Raw genomic sequence first — 17,852 nt, forward strand, 5'->3', positions numbered from 1 at the left:
TATGTCCGCCTACTTCGTGACCGGCACCGACACCGACGCCGGCAAGACCCTCGTCACCAGCGGCCTGCTCGCCCTGGCCCGGCGCCGCGGCTTCACCACCCTGGGGCTCAAGCCCGTCGCCTCCGGCTGCGAGGAGACCGCCCAGGGGCTGCGCAACGCCGATGCCCTGGCTCTCGAGGCCCAGACCCGGCCGCCCCTGCCCTACGCGACGATCAATCCCTTCGCCTTCGCGCCCGCCATCGCCCCACACCTGGCCGCCCGGCGGGCCGGGGCGACGCCGACGCTCGCCGTGCTGGCCGACCATGTCCGGCCCCCACTCGACCTCGAACGCGACCTGACGCTGATCGAGGGGGCGGGCGGCTGGCGGGTGCCGCTCAACGAACGCGAGGACCTATCGGGGCTGGCCGTGCGCCTCGCGCTTCCGGTGATCCTGGTGGTGGGGCTGCGCCTCGGCGCCATCAGCCACGCCCGGCTCAGCGGTGAGGCGATCCGCGCCGACGGCCTGCGCCTCGCCGGCTGGGTGGGCAACCTGATCGATCCCGGCTTTGCGGCGGATGACGCCCTCTACCGCGACAACCTGGCGACTCTCGCCGCTACCCTCGATGCGCCCTGCCTGGGCGTGGTGCCGAGGCTCGCGGCCGAGGGCCACGCGGCACTGGCCGCGGCCGCCGCCGACCACCTGGCGATGCCCGATGTCGATTGACTTGCGTGAAGGCGTCCGTAAAATATGCACGCCTGCCTATCCGTGCGGATGTGGTGGAATTGGTAGACACGCCAGGTTTAGGTCCTGGTGCCTTCGGGCGTGGGAGTTCAAGTCTCCCCATCCGCACCATCTCAGCGCAGCGTTGCGCTCCTTTTCGCACCGGCCTTCCTCGAGAAAGCACGGCGTTTTCGCGCGTCCGTCTTCCGCGCGCCCCGCCGAGCCCTGTGCCATCGCCTGGCACGCGTCCAACGGCCGCCAGTCCAGCGCCCGTCACCTTTTCAACACCCGTCACTCTCTGCCGATTCCTCGGAGGCCCTCATGACGTCCCCCGTCTGGCACCCCTATGCCCACCTCAAGACCCAGCGCCCGGCCCCCAAGGTGGTCGGCGGCGAAGGGGCAACCTTCACCCTGGAGGGCGGCGAAACGCTGCTCGACGCCACCTGCTCCTGGTGGTGCATGATCCACGGCTATCGCCACCCACGACTGGTCGAGGCCATCCAGCGCCAGGCCGACGAGCTGTGCCACGTGATGCTCGGCGGCCTGACCCACGAGCCCGCCGACCGCTTGGCCCGGGAGCTGGTACGCGTCACCCCGGACGGCCTGAACCACGTGTTCTTCTCCGACAGCGGCTCGGTGGGCATGGAAGTGGCCATGAAGATGGCCGTGCAGTACCACTACCTGCGCGGCAAGCCGGCCAAGCACCGCATGCTGACACTGATGAAGGCCTATCACGGCGACACCGCCGGTTGCATGGCGGTGTGCGACCCCGAGGAGGGCATGCACTCGCTGTTCTCGGGCTTCCTGCCCCAGCACCACTTTGCCCCCGCCCCTACCGCTCCCTTCGAGGCCAGCCGCGAGGCGGTGCAGCCCGATCTCGACGCCCTGCGCGGCGTGCTCGAGGCCCATCACGAGGAGATCGGGGCGCTGCTGATGGAGCCGCTGCTGCAGGCCGCCGGCGGGCTCAACATGACCTCGCCCCACTATCTTCGCGGCGCCCGCGAACTCTGCGAGGAGTTCGACGTGCTGCTGATCTTCGACGAGGTGGCCACCGGCTTCGGGCGCACCGGGCGGATGTTCGCCGCCGACCACGCCGCCGTGACGCCGGACATCATGGTGCTCTCCAAGGGGCTGACCGGCGGCTACCTGGGCCACGCCGCCACGCTCGCCACCGACCGGGTGCACGACGCCTTCATCGGAGATAGTCCTGAACATGCCTTTATGCACGGCCCCACCTTCATGGGGAACCCGCTGGCCTGCCGGGTGGCACTGGAGAGCCTGGCGGTGTTCGAGGAGGAGGACTACCTGGGCCGCATCCGGGCGCTCAATGGCGTGCTGCGCGAGACGCTGGTCGACGATGAGGCGCTGCGCGCCCATCCGGACGTCGCCGACGTGCGCGCGCTCGGCGCCACCGCGGTGATCGAGGTCCACAACGCCGCCGCACTCAAGGGCGTGGCCGACTTCGCCCGCACCCAGGGCGTCTGGCTGCGCCCCTTCGGCCGCTGGCTCTATACCATGCCCGCCTACGTCACCCTCGATGCCGAGATGCGCCGCATCACCGACGTCATGAAGGGCTGGTTCCTCGCGCGCTGAACGTTCAGACCAGCGAGCGCAGCAGGCGCCGGTCCCAACTGCGGCAGAAGACCCGCGTCTCGCCCTCGTAGGCATCCAGGGTGGCATGCAGCCGGAACGACGTGGCATCCGAGGTCAGGCGCGTGCGCGTCACGGTGCGCACCGTCCAGTCGCCCCGGGTGAGCGAGCGCTCCCAGTGGGTCGTGCCCTCCAGGGAATCGAAGTCGTCGTCGCGGGAGGCGTAGGTCTCCACCGATCGGGTGGCCACCTCGATCCCGGAGTCCTCCAGCCGGATGCGACCGTTGTCGTTGATCACCTCGAGGGTGGAGAGATCCTCGGCCAGGTCGCGATGCACGTACCAGTTGTGGTGGCCGGGCTCGAGGCGCGTGGTCTCGATGCTCGGCGCCGCCTCCGGCGCCGCGAAGGGGGCCAATCGGCTATCCTCCTCGCGGGGCGGACGCACCGGCAGGTGCAGCGCGCAGCCCCGATCGAAGAGCGTGAGACGCACCGATTCGGGTGGCGCCCAGGCCAGCGGCCAGTAGGAGGAGGAGAGCGACAGCCGCAGCCGATGGCCGTGGGGAAACACCTGGGCCACGTCGTTGAGCTGCAGGCTCACCCGATAGCGGCGCCCCGGCTCCAGGGGGCTCGGTGAGGCGTGGCTCTCGCGGTGGGTCAGGTTGAGCAGGCCGTAGGTGACCCGGGTCGCCTTGTCGTCGGGGGCCACGTCGCTCAGGCGCGCCGCCACCATGGCCACCGGCCGGTCGGCGGCCAGCTCCAGTTCCACCACCACCGCCCCCATCACCTCCAGCGGCGCCTCCAGGGGCGAGCTGTCGAAGGTCAGGGCGCCGCCGTCCTCCTGGCGCTGGTCGTGGGCCAGGTCGGGACCGGCGGCGTAGGAGCACCACTTGCCGGCGAACAGGCCGCAGGTCAGCGGCGACTGCACGGTCAGCGCGTGCTCCTCCTCGCCGGGATGGCCGCCGAGATGCAGCCGGTCGGGCGAGAGCGGCAGCTTGTAGTGCACGATGTTCGGCGACGGCCAGCAGGGCTCGGCGACCCAGCGCCCAGGCCGGCAGCCATAACGCGTGGTCGGCGGCATGCTGTCCTGCATCCACACCTTGAGCGCCGGCTCCTCCTTCACGCCGGTGTCGCGCCCCTTGAGCCACTGGTCCCACCAGCGCACGCACTCCTGCAGGAAGCCGATGGCCGGCCCCGGCTCGCCGAGATGGGGATACTTGTGGCTCCACGGGCCGATCAGCCCCTGGCAAAGCTCGGGTAGGCTCGCCACCAGACGCTTGACGGCGTTGGAGTAGCCATCCGACCAGCCGCTGACCGCGAGGATGGGCACCTGCACCCGCGAGAAATCCTCGCAGATCGAGCCGTGGCGCCAGTAGGCGTCGCGATGCGGGTGCTCGAGCCAGGTATCCAGCCACAGCCCGCTGCCCTCGAGACGCCGGTGCCACATCGCTCGCCACTCCTCGCCCACCACCGCGGGGTCCGGCGGCAGCGAGTTGTAGGCGAACATGGTCGAGGCCCAGGAGAGGTTGTCACCCAGCAGGCAGCCGCCCATGTAGTGGACGTCGTCGGCGTAGCGGTCGTCGGTGGAACAGACGCTGACCACCGCGCCGAGTTCGGGGGGCTGGCGGGCCGCCAGCTGCAGGCCGTTGAAGCCGCCCCAGGAGATGCCGATCATGCCGACCCGGCCGTCGCACCAGGGCTGGGCGGCCAGCCAGCGCAGGATTGCCTCGCCGTCGACGAGCTCCTGCTCCAGGTATTCGTCGGTGAGCACGCCACCGGAGTCGCCGCTGCCGCGGATGTCGACACGGATCGAGGCATAGCCGTGGCCGGCGAAGTAGTGGTGGTGCATGGCGTCGCGCCGGGCCGAGCCGTCGCGCAGCCGGTAGGGGATGTACTCGAGGATCGCCGGCACCGGGCGCTGCTCGGCGCCCACCGGCAGCCAGAGTCGCGCACACAGCGCGACGCCGTCGTCCATGGGAATCCACACCGGATCGTGGCATTCCACGCGATGGGGAAAGTCGCTGACGATACGCATAGCATCCTCCTCTCGTGCTGGCGGCCGGCGCGGGCTCAGGCCTCGCCCTCGTCCGACAGCGGTTCGATCTCGAACGGCAGCATGCGCCGGCACTGCGCGATGCGCGCCTCCAGCGTCTCGCGGTCGTCCGCCCCGATGAACAGCACGCCCAGCTCCCAGGAGAAGGAGTCCTGGTGCTTGAGCTCGGACAGCCGCATGCCCTCCTCCACGTTGACCTGCATCAGGGTGCCCGGAAATGCCGCCTCGACGCGGCGGATCTCGTCGTCGCTCGGCACCCGGCGCACCCGACCGTCCTCGAAGACCCGCAGCATCTGCTTGGCGGCCACGGGATAGCGGCCCTCGCGGTGGGGCATGCGCGGCGGGATGCCCAACGCCACGTCCACCATCACCTGGAAGTGCGGCGCCCCGTCGACCAGTTGGAAGAGCGCCGCGTGGGAGCGCGAGATGCGCGCATTGACCTCCAGCAGCCACAGCCGGTCGCTCTGCGCGTCGTGGAAGTACTCGATGTTGAAGGGGCCGTGGTCGTAGCCGATCTGGGCGATGAAGCGCCGGGTGAGGGCCAGCATCCGCTGCTGCAGCGCCTCGGGCAGCGAGGAGGGGTACTGATAGCGCACCAGCACGGAGGAGTGTGCGGCGTCGCGCAGGCTGTCGACGATGCCCACCAGGTGCACCTCGCCGTCGAGGACGTAGCCCTCCAGGGTGAACTGGCGCCCGTCCGAGATGATCGCCTCGGCGATGCAGTGGTAGCCGGTCACCGCCGCGACCTCGTCGGGCAGCGACGCGTGGGCGGTGATCTCGTCGAAGGGGCCGCCGAAGCGGCCGATGCCGTCGCGAATGGTCGGCAGCACCTCGCGCAGTTGGTCGGCATTCTCGATGCGAAAGCCCAGGTGCGACGAATGCGCCTTGATCGGCTTGAGCCAGAACGGATAGTCGATCTCCACCGACTCGACGGCCCGCGGGTCGAAGGGATCCAGCGCCTGGAAGGCTGGCACGCACTCGGGCACCGAGCGCGCCTGCTCCAGGCGGCTCCAGTACTTGTGCTCGCACTTGAGGAAGGCGACGAGCGACGGGCCCGGCAGCCCCCAGGCCTGGCGCAGCACCGGCAGCAGGCCGCTGGTGGGAAAGTCCCAGTAGCCGACGATGGCATCCACCGGGCCGTCGAAGCGCCGCAGCTCCGCCAGGGCACGCTCCACCAGCTCGTCGAAGGGGTAGGCCTCGGCGTGCACCACCTCCTCCAGGCTCAACAGCGGGTGAAAGGCGTAGTCCTCGGCGTGGCGCAGGCGCGGCAGCATGCGCTGCCCAAGGGCGTCTTGGCCGACGATGAAGACGTTCCAGCTCATGGGCATTTCTCCAGACAGGCCATCCCCTGGCAGCGGATCATCACATCTCGTCCCACCCTCCAGCATGGCAAGCGATTCACGAATCCGCCTCCGGGACGTGCGCCGACCTCGCCTACCCGCCGGATCGTCAGAGTGATGCCGAGCGCGGTGTCGGACGTGGTATCGAGGACGACGAAGCCGCTAGACTCCAGAAAAAGCGAGGGGCGCACGCATGAGGGGATTATGGATCAGGATGATGGTGGCGCTCGTCACCCTGGGCCTCGAGACCCAGGCCGCGTCCGCCGACGCCCCGCTCGGGGACAGCGACCTGCCGAAATGGGCCGACAAGAAGTTCGGCCCCTTCCATGCCAGCGTATCTCGCTGGGTGGAGGACACCTCGCGCCGCATCGACGGCTTCTTCGGCACCACCGATGCGCTAACCGTGAATACCGATTCCTACTTGCGCGTCCGCCAAGAGATGGCCTGGCGCGAGGGCGAGGCGTTCCAGCAGGACCTGGGGGCCCGCTTCCGACTCGACCTGCCCACCACCGAGGAGCGCCTGCGCCTGATCATCGAGAGCGAGCCCGAGGAAACCCGCGGCACACTGGCCGAGCAGGAGTCGGCCCTCACCGACGACCAGGCCGACAGCCTCGGCGACCTGCTGGTGGGCCTCAACCGGCTCGGTGACCGGGACAAGCGGCGCCACTGGAATACCCGCGTCGGGGCCGGGATCAAGCTCCGTCTGCCGCTGGAGCCGTACGTGCGTCTGACCAGCCAGCGTCTCTGGACCCTGAACGGGGGGCCCTGGCAGCTGCACAGCGACAACCGCCTCTCCTGGTTCAACGGTAACGGCTACTCGGCACGCACCCGCTGGGACCTGGGACGGGAGCTCGACGACCGCCGTCATCTGCGCTTCCTCACCAACGTCCAGTGGCGCGAGACCGAGGACACCCTAGAGTTCAGCCAGGCCGTGGAGCTCAACCGCCGCCTCAACCGCCGCAGCGTGCTGCGCTACTCGGCGGTGGCACTGGGCGAGAGCGCCTCCCATCCGGCCATCGAGGACAGCTACCTGCAAGTGCGCTACCGTCGAGACATCCACAAGGGGTTCACCTTCGTGGACGTCTCGCCCTCGCTGCACTTCCGCCGGGAGGACGACCGCGAGCCACGCTGGGCGTTGACCCTGAGCCTGGAGATGTATTTCCGCCGCCATATCGACCGCGTCAGCCTGTAGCGCGTCAAGGATGCTCCATATGACTCTGAGCAAGACCCGAACCAGCTTCTACCGCCGCCTCTACGTCGCCCACCTGGTGGCCAGCGGCGCCTCCAGCGTGCCGGCCATCATGGAGGCCACCGGCATGCCCCGGCGCACCGCCCAGGACACCCTCAGCGCCCTGGCCGAGCTGGATATGGTCTGCGAGTTCGAGCACCTGCCGGGCGAGCGCCACAACATCGGCGCCTACGTGATTCGCGACTGGGGGCCCATCGACCCGACCTGGGTGGCCAACCACGCCGAACGGCTGCGCCAGGCCCTCGGCTACCCGCCCCGGCACTGACTGGCGGAGGTAGCGTACAGGGAGGTATTCACAGCGCCCCCTCGAAGGCCTGTCGCCGGGAAAGCCTTGAGCGATGTCGCCAACGGCGATAGCCCTGGGCCGAGATGGCGGCAGGCCGTTGCGGACCTTGAGGTGGATGGAGAATTGATGACATCAGCCCAACTGATGAGAATGCGCGCACTGGCCCTCCGGTGTCCAATGCCGGGATTCGGCCAAGGATGGACTTTAGAAAAGCTTGATTAATGCCCGCAACACCGAACAATTTGGAGAAAAGGGGGATCCGGATCAAGTGGTGTATCCGGTGTTTTACTGACACATGCACCCGCTTTGTTCCCTCCGCATGTTCTGGCTGGCCGGAACGACGGAGCTGCCTCAAAATCCGCTGTCGCGTCACGTCACCTCCCGAGGAGGGTTCACGAAGGGCTGAAGCAACATGCGGTCCAGCCGCAGGTCGTGCGCTTCTCTGAAGTCCTCTATGCCGATCGTCATGCCGAGGTGTCCGGCGGCAGGCTGATCTCGGTAAGTACCGAAGAGTCGATCCCACCAAGGCAGGTTGAAGCCGAAGTTGCTGTCGGTTTCCTGGCGGACAATGGAGTGATGGACGCGATGCATGTCAGGTGTCACCACGGCCAGGCGTAGCCAGCGGTCAAGTCTGGCGGGTAGGCGGACATTGCCGTGGTTGAACATCGAGGTGGCGTTGAGCAACACCTCGAAGATCAGCACTGCCAGCGCCGGCGCCCCGAGCAGAGCCACCACGGCGAGCTTGATGCCCATCGAGATCAGGATCTCCAGGGGATGGAAGCGCAGCCCCGTGGTGACGTCGAACTCCAGATCCGCATGGTGCATGCGATGCAGTCGCCAAAGCCAGGGAACGACATGGAAGAGGCGGTGCTGGAAGTAGATGGCCATGTCCAACATGACCACGGAGGCGACCATGGCCAGCCATGTCGGGACCGACACCAGGTTAAAAAGACCCCAGCCCTGCTCGGCGGCGACCAGGGCCGCCCCCACGGCGGCGAGCGGGAAGACCAGGCGCACCGCCAAGGTATCGAGGACCACGATGGCCAAGTTGCTTGGCCAGCGCTGACGACGAGGAATGCGCTGGGGCCGTCGCCTGGCAACGACCTCCCACAGTGCCATTCCCAGCAGAACGAAGGCGAAGACACCCCCTCTGATCAGCAGTTCATGGGTTAGGGGCATTTCGGACATGGCGGTACCTCCTGTCATGCGATGGGCAGACCCGCCGCTTTCCACTCCGGATACCCTTCCTCGAAGCGCCGGACGCGATAGCCGCGTTGACGCAGGCGCTGTACGGCCTCGTGCGACAGGACGCAATAGGGGCCACGGCAATAGGCCACGATCTCCCTGTCCTGGGGCAGCTTGCCCAGCATGTCTTCCAACTGCTCCAGTGGGATGTTGATTGCCTCGGGCAGGTGGCCGGCCTCGTACTCCTCCTCCGGGCGCACATCCAGCAATGCCACCTCGCCGCTGGCAAGCCCTGCCAGCAACTCGTCCCGGCTGACCGCCTCCAGAACGCCATCGGCGTCATCCTCCGCGAACAGCCGACTGACCAGACGCTCCATCTCGGCCAGGTTGGTCTCGGCCACCTGCCTGAGCAGGCCCAGCAGGTTGATGATCCGCTCATCGGTCAGGCGGTAGATCATCTGCTTACCGGAACGCTGGGCAGTGACGAGCCCCGCCCGGCGCAGGTGTTGAAGGTGCTGGGAGGCGTTACCGATGGTCAGGTCGGTGGTGTTGGCCAAGGTTTCGACCGAGGCGTCACCCTGAGCCAGGCGCTCCAGCAACGCCAGGCGATGCCCGTTACCCAGGGCGCGGGCGACCTGGGCCAGCGTATCGAGAAGGTCCTGCTGCAAGGTCATGGGGTCTCTCCGAGGGGCGTAAGCAACACAGCGCGCCATTTGACAGGTGACGATATATCCATCCATCATTCTATCGTTTAATTGAATGATGGCAATAAAACCATGCAGACGCTAATCATCATCAACGATCCCCCCTATGGCACCGAACGCCTCTACAACGGCCTGCGACTGGCCCTTGCGCTGTCAAAGCGCGAGGGAGACGTCACCGTCTTCCTGATGGGGGATGCCGTGTCCGGAGGCAAGGCGGGACAGAAGACGCCGGACGGCTTCTACAACGCCGAGCGCATGCTCAAGCGGGTCACCTCCAAGGGCCGCGTGCTGCTGTGCGGAACCTGCATGGATGCCCGGGGCATTACCGACGAGGAGGTGGTGAAGGGCGCCGAGCGCAGCACCATGGACGCCCTGGCTGAAGCCACCGAGCAGGCCGACAAGGTGCTGGTGTTCTAGTCCCACCCTGATAACCTCTATTCTCACGACCTGAACCGTCCCGGGATTCCCGGAGGCTCCAAACCTTGAGAGGATGGAGCATCGGCGTCCGCTACTGGGCCTGGAAGCACAAGCTGACCCGCCGCAAGGACGGGCAGTTGCCAGCGGTCAAACGCTCCCCTGCAAACCGAGAATGGCGATCACGCTCTCAACGCTCTGGCGGCGAGAGCCTGGAGCCCTGCCTCAATGCGCAGCATGCTGCGGGGGAACATTCACCATCAGCGGACGATGAGGCCACTAGCCGGGTACAGCCGTTCGGCATTCAGCCTCAATTCAGCTTGATGGCTTAGAAATAGACAGACTCACTGACCCAACAAAGGTATCAACATGCGTAAGTCTCTTCTCTTGGCCGTTTTCGGTCTGGCGTCTACCACAGCACTGGCCGGGGCCGGGCACGGCAGCGGCCAGTCGCAGGCCGACAATGATCAGTCGATCGATCGCACCTTCACCTTCGAGGCCGGTGATATGTGGTTCACGCCCGGCAAGCTGGAGATCGCTCCCGGCGAGACGGTGAAGTTCGAGATCACCAACACCGGCAATCTCGACCATGAATTCGTGATCGGAGACAGTGAGGCTCAGGCGGAGCATCGCGAGATGATGCTCGAGATGGCCTCCAGCGGTGGACACGACATGGGGGCTGGCCATCATGGCGGGGGACAGGATGACGCGGCCAGCATGCCCTCGGTGACCATCCCCCCCGGCGAGACCGCCGCCCTGGTCTGGACCGCGCCCAATGATGGCGAGGAGGTGGAGTTCGCCTGCAACATTCCTGGCCACTATGAGGCGGGCATGAACGGCGACATCCAGATCGAAGGGTAAGCCATCAAGCTACTGCTTCTCTAGGACGATGACCCGCTGGGCGAGAGCCTGACGGAAACTCTGAGCGATGAAGGCTATCGCGTCGATACGGCCACACGCTTGCGTGTGGCCGACTCACTGATGCAGACACAGGCATATGGCCTCGTCTCATCCTGGATATCGGACTGCCTGACGGCTCCGGTACGGGTGCGCTGATCGCCTTCTCCATTTCCCGCCTGCTGGGGCACAACGCCCTGAGGGCGTGGTTGGGCGTGCGCCCTATCCCGAACCTGCTGCAGCGTTTCATCGGCTCGCAGAATGCCCTGATGGCCGCCGTTTTCGCCACCCGGCTGATGCCGTTCGTCTCGTTCGACGTCATCAGCTACGCGGCCGGGCTCTCGCCTCTCAGAGCCTGGCGCTTTGCCGTCGCGACGCTGCTGGGCGTGTTGCCGGCGAGTTTCCTGCTGGCGCATTTCGGCGACGAACTCGCCTCCAACGATCTGCGCCGCGCGGGCCTCACGGTGCTCGCGCTCGGCACCATCACCCTGCTCCCCCTGGCCTGGAAAGCCGCGCCGGCACGCCTGCGATCGGCCCTCAGGCGCTGGCTGCATCTCGGCTAGACGGGTCACAGTCCCGCCAGGCGCCCTGCTTAAACCGTCCATCATGGGGTCCTGGCATGGGGGTCGGGGACGCGTAACCCGGCCTGCCTGGCCGACATCCTCATGACGCCCCGACAGGCTCCGCCCATTCACATTCAGGGTGGGTTCAGCTTTGCCACCCAGGCTAGGGGTGGGCCTCAACAAGCCGGGGATTGCATGACGTCGATCAAGATTTGGAGCTATCCACCGCCCTGATGTTCCCCTCTCGCTTGACCCTTGCGTTACCCAAGGGATTTAGGCTTTGAGCAAATCGGCGGAATCCAAGGGCCTAGGCATCGCCGGGGGGGTGCCGAAGGCAGAAGGCCCGGAAGGTGGGAGCGATACAGGCCGAGGGGCAAGGGTAGGTATCGCCATCGCGATCAGTTCGGTGTCGGAGGTTCGCACTGTTCTGAACTTACACCGGACATGGATCTGACCGTGCATGAGGAAAATGACAGAGGGGAGTGTTCCATATGTCAACGAAACCACATCGTCTCGGCGTCTCAGAGGTCAACCTAGTGACTCGCAAGCTAAAGCTTGAACCCTGCAATAAGGAGGCTTTACGCGTCGCCATGGACGAGATCGATGAGCTGTACGGGCTCGAGGGAGTCACCTATGACACCGACAAGCACAAGCTCAGCATGGCCTATGATGCGTCGCGGCTGTGCATCGACCATATCGAGGCGATCCTCGCCCGGCACGCCATCGAGATCAGCCATGGCTGGTGGACGCGCTTCAAGGAAGACCACTACCGGTTCGTCGACCAGAACATCAAGGACAATGCCAGCAAGGAGCCATGGAGCTGCCATTGACTGCTCTCTTCATCGCCGCCGCGGCCATGTCGTTCAGCTCGGTATCGGTGATATGACATTCCCTGTGCTCGAGCCAAACGAGGATCTGACCATGCATGACGAAACAGGCTGGCTTGACGTGGTCCGATTGACGCGGACATCCCATGTGCCTCATCCGGTCAACCAAGCTGAATGGACATGAGCCCCCATGCCTACCTGAAAGACGAGCTGGCTCGGATGGTGACTTCATCGAATCATTCTCCATGACACCTCGACCGCCTGCCGATGGTCGCCCACGCCCCTCAGGGGCCTCAACACTTAGGAAAAGCCTCTCATGAAGAACCCTCTGCACAGACCGTGGCTGGCTAGTCTCATGGCCGGCATCGCCCTCGGCGCCTCGACAACCGCCATGGCGGCGAGCGATCGGGCATTCGTGCCGATGGGGACGGCAGATGCCGTGGGTATCATCGACCTGGAGCGTCAGGAGGTGATATCGACCGTGACCGATACGATCAATACCCATGGCTCCGCCCTGACTCCTGACGGACGACACCTCATCGTGGGGAGCCTTTCCCCTCATGATGCCGGTCGCGAGATCGCTCGTCCCGAGGAGGTGGCGGAAGACGAGCACGCGGCCCATCATGGCGACGACGGCACGACTTCCACGAGAGCTGCGAATACCGGTCTACTTTACGTCGCCGATACGGCCACGAGCCGCCTCTCCAGAACGCTGGAGGTACCCGGGCCTGTTCATCATGTGCTGGTCACGCGAGACGGGCGTCATGCCGTCTCGACCCACCCTGCCGGCGGAGGCATCAGCGTGGTGTCGCTGGAAAGCGGCCAAGTGATCGCTTCCGTGGCCACGGGACCGAACCCGAACTACCTGGTTCAGCGCGAGGAGGGGGGAGCGATTCTGGTCAGCAATGCCGGTAACGGCACCATCAGCGAAGTCGATCCCCAGCACTGGTTCGTGCAACGCAATATCCGCGTCGGCGGGAACCCGGAACACATGGTGCTCTCGAAGGACGGCAAATCCCTCTACGTCAACGATGATGCCGGGGGCCGCGTCCTGGCGGTGGATCTGACGACAGGCAGTGTGGCGGACGATTATGAGATCGGCACGGCGCCTCACGGCATCGACCTGAGCCCGGATGGCCGGAGGCTCTATGCGACGAGTCAGGGCGACAACCGCCTCGTCAAAATCTCCCTCGAGGATGGCACTCGGCATACCGCCGAGCTGGCACCGGCCCCCTACCATCTCGCCGTGGCGCCCACCGATGGCCGGGTGCTGGTCACCAGCCGGGAAGAGCCCCGGATGTGGATCCTCGACCCGGACACCCTCGAGATATTGCAGAGCGTGGAGCTGGGGGGCATCGGTCACCAGATATCTCTCGAGGCTGCGCACTCCCGGTGAATGAGGCGACGGAAAACGGGGCAATATGCTGCAGCCAAAGGACCCATCGCGCTTGTGACCCCAAGGGACAGCAGTCGCCACCTGACCGATTCCGGCCGGCACCCCGGACGAACGCCGGCCGATAGCCATTCACTTCATTTCACCTAGGTAGAAGTTCAGTGGAAACGCTCTCCTCTATCGGTCTGATCGGCGCCCTCTTCGGCGGGCTACTGTCGTTCTTCTCGCCCTGTACCCTGCCGCTGCTGCCCGCCTATCTGTCGGTGGTCACCGGCGGCAGTGCCGGCAAGGCGGATCGCCGCTTCGAGGCGATGCTGCTGAGCACCTTCTTCGTCTTCGGCTTCAGCGTGGTCTTCATCCTGATGGGTCTGGGCGTCACCAGCATCGGCCAGCTGCTGCGCGGCTATCGTCAGGAGCTCAACTGGATCACCGGCAGTATCGTCATCGTGCTCGGCCTGTTCATGACGGGCGTATTCCGACTGCCCGTCCTGCAGCGCAGCTTTCACTGGTCGCCGGAGCTGCGAGGAGGCTCCCCCATGGCGGCGACCTTCTTCGGCATCTCCTTCGCTATCGGCTGGACGCCCTGCATCGGCCCGATCCTGGGGGCGATCCTGATGGCCACCTCGACCACCACCAGCGCCCAGGCCGGCATGCTCTACCTGGCGACCTACTCCCTGGGCCTGGCCCTGCCCTTCCTGGCCAGCACCCTGTTGCTCAACAAGTTCAGCCGCTACCGGGGCCGTCTCGGCAAGTGGAGTGCCTATGCCCGACCGGTCGCCGGCGTGATCCTCATCCTCATGGGGCTGCTGATCGTTTCGGGGACGCTCACCCGGCTCTCCAGCATGCTGGTGGACTGGTTCCCGGCCCTGGCCACGATCGGCTGAGGGCACCGATTGGATTCCGATCGTCGAGACTCCTGCGACTACTCGGCCTAACGCCATCTACCATCACCGCGTGTTGTGTATCACCGCGCCAGCCTCGCCCGGCACGTGGCTGAAGGCCATCGCGGCATTGCCGCACTCCAAGGCGACGAAGCCGCCCCTCCACGAGGGTGGCCCCATTCTAGTCAGGCGCCGGATGAACCACCTACCGATGACCACACCTAGAAGAGCTTGGCAAGTGCCGCAACCCCTGGGATTACCCAATCGGCCAGGCACCGCACCCTCGCTCTCATGAAAACGCCTCCTGCGAGTCGTATGATGAGGAGGCAGGTCACATTCAATGGAGGGAACGACGATGATCAGCGAGACCGACAAGCGGCACCTGGCGCGCTGCGTAGAGCTGGCCGAGGAGGCCCTTGAGGCCGGCGACGAGCCCTTCGGTTCGGTGCTGGTGAGCGGCGACGGCGCGGTGCTGGTCGAGGACCACAACCACGTGGCCGGCGGCGATGCCACCCAGCACCCGGAGTTCTTCCTGGCCCGCTGGGCCGCGGAGAACCTGCCGCCCGAGGAGCGCGCCCGGGCCACCGTCTATACCTCGGGCGAGCACTGCCCGATGTGCGCGGCCGCCCACGGCTGGGTGGGGCTGGGGCGCATCGTCTACGCCAGCTCCTCCGAGCAGCTCGGCGGCTGGCTCGAGGAGATGGGCGTGGCCCCGCCGCCCGTGAATCCCCTGCCGATCCAGGAGATCGTGCCGAGCGCCACCGTCGAGGGGCCGGTGCCGGAGCTCGCCGAGCGGGTCCACGCCCTGCACCGGCGCCTGCACGAGGCCTGAACCGTCAGCACGCCAAGAGGCCACCGGCGCTAGCTGGAGGCATCAGGGGCGGGCGTCTGGCCCGAGCCGGTCGATGATGCGGTAGTGCTCTTGCCGGGCTTCGCCCGGTGCTCGTTCGTCCCGCTCGGCATGCGCCTCCAGCCCGTTCGCCAGCCGGGCGGCGGCGGCCGAGACGGCGACACTGAGCGAGGCCGCGACGTCACGGCGGGCCTCGTCGAGGCCCTCGCGCAGCCGGGCCTCGAGGGCCGGGCGCCGGCGCGCCTCTTGCAGCTTCAGCAGGGCGAATTCGCCGCCGACGAGGCCGGCCAGCCCCACGGCAGTGGTCGCCGCGCCCACCATCAAGGCGCCGGGGCCGCTGGAGGCCGTGACCGCCGCCGCGGCCCCGCCGCTTGCGAGCGAGCGGGCGGCACCGGCACCCAGCCGGGTCGCCAGGGCGCGCAGCGCCATCCGGCCACCCTGCCCCGCGGCACCGGCCGCGAGCCTACGCGCCAGAGGCCGCCCCGCCAGCAGCCCGAGCCCGCTGCCGCCCAGCGCGGCCGTCTGCCAGCGCCGGGCATCCAGCGTCACCAGCAGCGCCTGATCCATCTGGCCATCCAGGTCGAACGCCGGCGGCGCCGCCGGCATCTCCGCGTCAGCGACACTCCGAGGGGCATAGCGTTCGAGCAGCGTCGCGCTCATCGCATCACCCACGGCCTGCTGCTCACGGGCGAGCCGCGCCGTGTGTTCCGCCTGAAGCTTACTCAGGGCCGCCCCGATGCCGCTCGCCTCGATCAGCCGTGTCTGGCGCTGTGCGTCGAGCCAGGTGGCCTGATCGCCCGCCAGGCCCATCGCCAGCCGCAGGTAGCTGCCGCGCAGGGAGAAGTACCAGTCGAGATAGCCCGGTACCGCCGCCGTCAGGGGCATGAAGGCCCGCTCCAGGCGCGATGCCATCCAGGGCGCCATGCGTGCGGCCAGCGCCGCCTCGGCCTCGGCGGCGAGCCGTTCGAGATCGCGTGAAAAGGCGGCATGGGTCTCGGCATCGAGGGTCAGCGACTCACCCGCCACGATCACCCGATAGAGCGGGGCCTGGCTACGCGCCTCGAGAACGCGGTGGCCGACCTCGAACACGAAGAGCAGCAGGAGCACCACCAGGGCCGAGAGCGCCCAGCCGCGCCAGCGGGAAGCACGATCCAAGGCGCGCCCGTCCAGGCGGTTGGTGACCTCGCCGGTCACGTTCATGCGCGAGTCTCCTGATCGCCGAGCTCGGCGGGATCGTTTGTCGGCCCAGTGCGAGGCGAACGGCCCTCGCGGCGCAGCGCCTCGGCGCCCACCAGCAGGCGCACGTAGGCCCAGGCGACGGCGCCCTGAGTCAGCAGCAGCACCAGCCAGCCCAGCACCGCCACGGGCGTGGCGAGGTGAAAGCGCTCCACGGCGTTCTGCATGGCCCACTGCCGGGTGAACTCGGCACTGGCGGCCAGCCGCTCGAAGACGCCGAGCAGCCCGCCGCTCTCGCCTGTCGAGAGGTGGCGAGCGATCGTCTCCTCCCAGCCGAGCCCGACCAGCCATGGCTGGGGCAGCCAAAGCGCCGCCAGCACCATCGCCAGCGCCAGCAGCGCGGCGATGGGCAGCATCACCAGGCGCCGGGTCACCGCCGGCAGGTACTCGGCCACGACATGGCGAGACAGTCGCCGCCGCAGGCGATTTCTGGCCAGCACCATCACCGGCACCGCGGCCAGCAGCAGCGGCCACTCCGGCAAGGTCAGCAGGCGCAGGTCGACCAGCAGCACTAGGGCGAGCAGCGCGGCGACGAGCTGATGGCGCAGCACCATCAGCGCCCCGCCCTGCAGCCAGCGCCGCCAGGGCGAGTCGTCGCGCAGGTACTGACCGAGCCAGGCACGCCGCCGCAGCCGGGCGGCCTCGAGACTGCCGGCCACGATCAGCTGGGTGGCCAGTACCCAGACCGGCAGGAACAGCACGACGGCCCAGTCGTCGCTCGCAAGCGACCAGGCCAGCAGCACCAGCACCGCCAGGGCCAGATGGGCATGGCGACGCAGCGGTCCGGCGATCGTCCTGCGCCTTGCCATCAGGCCAGCGGCGAGAGAGCCTGCTCGACGAACGCCTCGCAGCGGGCGCGCGCCGGCCGGTCCTTCAGGCCCGCCCAATAGGCCTCGAACTCGGGCCGCCGCGGGATGGTGCCGAAGTACATGCCCCAGCCGAGGTGCGAGCCGACGTAGACGTCGGCGGCGCTGAAGGCCGTCCCGGCGATATGGCGGCGTCCCTCGAGGGCGCCCGCCAGGGTTTCGATGACCGTCCAGTAGTCACCGCAGCCGAGCTGCCTCTGCTGCTCGGCCGTGGGCTGCACGCCGAGGGTGTTCAGCGAGAGTGCGGCCTCCAGCGGCCCGGCAGCGAAGAACAGCCAGCGGTAGTAGTCGCCCCGCGCCGCCGGCGGCGGCGCCAGGCCGGCCTCCGGAAAGGCATCGGCGAGGTAGGCACAGATGGCGGCGGCCTCGGTGACCACCACGTCGCCGTGGCGAATCGCCGGCACCTTGCCCATGGGGTTAAGGGCCAGGTAGTCCGGCGATTTCATGGCGGCGCCGTACTCGAGGGTCACCGTGCGATAGGGTACGCCGAGCTCCTCGAGCATCCAGTGGACGATGCCGCCCCGGGAGAGCGGGTTGGTGTAGAAGGTGAGCTCGGCCGGCTCGCGTGGGGCTGGCTCGGCCAGTGCCGCGGGCGGCAGCACGACGTCAGGCGGCAGCACATAGCCCTGGCCGGGCGCATTGACCACCTCGACCCCCACCGCCCGCAGCGCGGCGACGTCCTGGTAGAGGGTACGCAGGGTGATACCCAGCCGCTCGGCAAGCTCGGGCCCGCCGATCGGGCCTGTGTGATGGCGGAGTTCACGGATCAGGTCTTGCAGGCGCGTCGTTCGTGGCATGAGCGGTTCCTCGTGCGCGTGGCA

Annotated in this window: 18 protein-coding genes and 1 tRNA gene; 12 read left to right on the forward strand and 7 right to left on the reverse strand. The window is 67.4% G+C overall.

Translation table 11 applies throughout. The annotated features are described in order from the left end of the window. The first annotated feature begins 1 nt into the window (after position 1). The 3 genes from bioD (at position 2) to bioA (ending at position 2,293) form a co-directional block, all read left to right on the forward strand. A complete protein-coding gene (gene bioD, locus FEI13_RS04200; protein WP_138179776.1) occupies positions 2 to 703 on the forward strand; it encodes a dethiobiotin synthase in 702 nt (233 codons plus the stop codon). A gap of 44 nt (positions 704 to 747) precedes the next feature. Then, a tRNA-Leu gene (locus FEI13_RS04205) sits at positions 748 to 832 on the forward strand. Between the two features lie 189 nt (positions 833 to 1,021). Then, positions 1,022 to 2,293 carry an adenosylmethionine--8-amino-7-oxononanoate transaminase gene (gene bioA, locus FEI13_RS04210; RefSeq protein WP_138179777.1) on the forward strand — a complete coding sequence of 424 codons (1,272 nt, stop codon included), beginning with the start codon at positions 1,022 to 1,024 and terminating at the stop codon, positions 2,291 to 2,293. 4 nt (positions 2,294 to 2,297) lie between these two features. On the opposite strand, the gene FEI13_RS04215 is transcribed toward bioA, so the two are convergent. Then, a complete protein-coding gene (locus FEI13_RS04215) occupies positions 2,298 to 4,322 on the reverse strand; it encodes a CocE/NonD family hydrolase (RefSeq protein ID WP_138179778.1) in 2,025 nt (674 codons plus the stop codon). Positions 4,323 to 4,357: 35 nt separating this feature from the next. Beyond that, a complete protein-coding gene (locus tag FEI13_RS04220) occupies positions 4,358 to 5,662 on the reverse strand; it encodes an ATP-grasp domain-containing protein (protein ID WP_138179779.1) in 1,305 nt (434 codons plus the stop codon). A 232-nt stretch (positions 5,663 to 5,894) separates the two neighbouring features. On the opposite strand from FEI13_RS04220, the gene FEI13_RS04225 reads away from it, so the two are divergent. Together FEI13_RS04225 and FEI13_RS04230 are read left to right on the forward strand one after the other, a co-directional pair. Continuing rightward, positions 5,895 to 6,872 carry a hypothetical protein gene (locus FEI13_RS04225; RefSeq protein WP_138179780.1) on the forward strand — a complete coding sequence of 326 codons (978 nt, stop codon included), beginning with the start codon at positions 5,895 to 5,897 and terminating at the stop codon, positions 6,870 to 6,872. Positions 6,873 to 6,891: 19 nt separating this feature from the next. Then, entirely contained in the window at positions 6,892 to 7,194 is a 303-nt protein-coding gene (locus tag FEI13_RS04230) for a winged helix-turn-helix domain-containing protein (protein WP_138179781.1), read from the forward strand. Between the two features lie 390 nt (positions 7,195 to 7,584). Here FEI13_RS04230 and FEI13_RS04235 read toward each other — a convergent pair whose 3' ends face one another. Both FEI13_RS04235 and FEI13_RS04240 read right to left on the reverse strand, forming a co-directional pair. Beyond that, entirely contained in the window at positions 7,585 to 8,403 is an 819-nt protein-coding gene (locus FEI13_RS04235) for a sterol desaturase family protein (protein ID WP_138179782.1), read from the reverse strand. Between the two features lie 14 nt (positions 8,404 to 8,417). After that, a complete protein-coding gene (locus tag FEI13_RS04240) occupies positions 8,418 to 9,074 on the reverse strand; it encodes an ArsR/SmtB family transcription factor (protein WP_138179783.1) in 657 nt (218 codons plus the stop codon). A 102-nt stretch (positions 9,075 to 9,176) separates the two neighbouring features. Here FEI13_RS04240 and FEI13_RS04245 point away from each other — a divergent pair, with 102 nt between their 5' ends. From FEI13_RS04245 to FEI13_RS04280, 7 genes are all read left to right on the forward strand, one after another. After that, the gene (locus tag FEI13_RS04245) at positions 9,177 to 9,521 is read left to right on the forward strand and encodes a DsrE/DsrF/TusD sulfur relay family protein (protein ID WP_138179784.1); all 345 of its coding nucleotides are present in this window, start codon (positions 9,177 to 9,179) and stop codon (positions 9,519 to 9,521) included. Between the two features lie 366 nt (positions 9,522 to 9,887). Beyond that, positions 9,888 to 10,379, forward strand: a complete 492-nt coding sequence (locus FEI13_RS04255; protein ID WP_138179785.1) for a cupredoxin domain-containing protein — start codon at positions 9,888 to 9,890, stop codon at positions 10,377 to 10,379. A 233-nt stretch (positions 10,380 to 10,612) separates the two neighbouring features. Further along, entirely contained in the window at positions 10,613 to 10,978 is a 366-nt protein-coding gene (locus FEI13_RS04260; protein ID WP_240036427.1) for a TVP38/TMEM64 family protein, read from the forward strand. A 590-nt stretch (positions 10,979 to 11,568) separates the two neighbouring features. Beyond that, the gene (locus FEI13_RS04265; protein ID WP_240036419.1) at positions 11,569 to 11,808 is read left to right on the forward strand and encodes a hypothetical protein; all 240 of its coding nucleotides are present in this window, start codon (positions 11,569 to 11,571) and stop codon (positions 11,806 to 11,808) included. Positions 11,809 to 12,121: 313 nt separating this feature from the next. Next, on the forward strand, positions 12,122 to 13,201 hold the full coding sequence (locus tag FEI13_RS04270; RefSeq protein WP_138179787.1) for a YncE family protein: 1,080 nt from the start codon (positions 12,122 to 12,124) through the stop codon (positions 13,199 to 13,201). A gap of 158 nt (positions 13,202 to 13,359) precedes the next feature. Next, positions 13,360 to 14,082, forward strand: a complete 723-nt coding sequence (locus FEI13_RS04275; protein ID WP_138179788.1) for a cytochrome c biogenesis CcdA family protein — start codon at positions 13,360 to 13,362, stop codon at positions 14,080 to 14,082. 352 nt (positions 14,083 to 14,434) lie between these two features. After that, positions 14,435 to 14,911 carry a nucleoside deaminase gene (locus tag FEI13_RS04280; protein WP_138179789.1) on the forward strand — a complete coding sequence of 159 codons (477 nt, stop codon included), beginning with the start codon at positions 14,435 to 14,437 and terminating at the stop codon, positions 14,909 to 14,911. 42 nt (positions 14,912 to 14,953) lie between these two features. Here the strand turns inward: FEI13_RS04280 and FEI13_RS04285 are convergent, their stop codons facing one another. The 3 genes from FEI13_RS04285 to FEI13_RS04295 are packed head-to-tail and all read right to left on the reverse strand — an operon-like array spanning position 14,954 to position 17,828. Then, positions 14,954 to 16,129: a hypothetical protein gene (locus tag FEI13_RS04285; protein WP_138179790.1), complete on the reverse strand. Its 1,176-nt coding sequence runs from the start codon at positions 16,127 to 16,129 to the stop codon at positions 14,954 to 14,956. After that, the gene (locus tag FEI13_RS04290; protein WP_138179791.1) at positions 16,126 to 16,974 is read right to left on the reverse strand and encodes a hypothetical protein; all 849 of its coding nucleotides are present in this window, start codon (positions 16,972 to 16,974) and stop codon (positions 16,126 to 16,128) included. Before FEI13_RS04290 ends, FEI13_RS04285 begins: the two co-directional genes overlap by 4 nt. Then, entirely contained in the window at positions 16,974 to 17,828 is an 855-nt protein-coding gene (locus FEI13_RS04295) for an HTH domain-containing protein (protein ID WP_138179792.1), read from the reverse strand. The genes FEI13_RS04290 and FEI13_RS04295 overlap by 1 nt, the downstream gene beginning before the upstream one ends. Positions 17,829 to 17,852: the final 24 nt, after the last annotated feature.

The organism is Halomonas urmiana (assembly GCF_005780185.1).
Taxonomy (GTDB): Bacteria; Pseudomonadota; Gammaproteobacteria; order Pseudomonadales; family Halomonadaceae; genus Halomonas; species Halomonas urmiana.

Bases quoted from the DNA above. Each gene is read 5' to 3' on its own strand.
- bioD (WP_138179776.1), top strand. From the start codon at position 2: ATGTCCGCCTACTTCGTGACCGGCACCGACACCGACGCCGGCAAGACC.
- bioA (WP_138179777.1), top strand. From the start codon at position 1,022: ATGACGTCCCCCGTCTGGCACCCCTATGCCCACCTCAAGACCCAGCGC.
- FEI13_RS04215 (WP_138179778.1), bottom strand. From the start codon at position 4,322: ATGCGTATCGTCAGCGACTTTCCCCATCGCGTGGAATGCCACGATCCG.
- FEI13_RS04220 (WP_138179779.1), bottom strand. From the start codon at position 5,662: ATGAGCTGGAACGTCTTCATCGTCGGCCAAGACGCCCTTGGGCAGCGC.
- FEI13_RS04225 (WP_138179780.1), top strand. From the start codon at position 5,895: ATGATGGTGGCGCTCGTCACCCTGGGCCTCGAGACCCAGGCCGCGTCC.
- FEI13_RS04230 (WP_138179781.1), top strand. From the start codon at position 6,892: ATGACTCTGAGCAAGACCCGAACCAGCTTCTACCGCCGCCTCTACGTC.
- FEI13_RS04235 (WP_138179782.1), bottom strand. From the start codon at position 8,403: ATGTCCGAAATGCCCCTAACCCATGAACTGCTGATCAGAGGGGGTGTC.
- FEI13_RS04240 (WP_138179783.1), bottom strand. From the start codon at position 9,074: ATGACCTTGCAGCAGGACCTTCTCGATACGCTGGCCCAGGTCGCCCGC.
- FEI13_RS04245 (WP_138179784.1), top strand. From the start codon at position 9,177: ATGCAGACGCTAATCATCATCAACGATCCCCCCTATGGCACCGAACGC.
- FEI13_RS04255 (WP_138179785.1), top strand. From the start codon at position 9,888: ATGCGTAAGTCTCTTCTCTTGGCCGTTTTCGGTCTGGCGTCTACCACA.
- FEI13_RS04265 (WP_240036419.1), top strand. From the start codon at position 11,569: ATGGACGAGATCGATGAGCTGTACGGGCTCGAGGGAGTCACCTATGAC.
- FEI13_RS04270 (WP_138179787.1), top strand. From the start codon at position 12,122: ATGAAGAACCCTCTGCACAGACCGTGGCTGGCTAGTCTCATGGCCGGC.
- FEI13_RS04280 (WP_138179789.1), top strand. From the start codon at position 14,435: ATGATCAGCGAGACCGACAAGCGGCACCTGGCGCGCTGCGTAGAGCTG.
- FEI13_RS04285 (WP_138179790.1), bottom strand. From the start codon at position 16,129: ATGAACGTGACCGGCGAGGTCACCAACCGCCTGGACGGGCGCGCCTTG.
- FEI13_RS04290 (WP_138179791.1), bottom strand. From the start codon at position 16,974: ATGGCAAGGCGCAGGACGATCGCCGGACCGCTGCGTCGCCATGCCCAT.
- FEI13_RS04295 (WP_138179792.1), bottom strand. From the start codon at position 17,828: ATGCCACGAACGACGCGCCTGCAAGACCTGATCCGTGAACTCCGCCAT.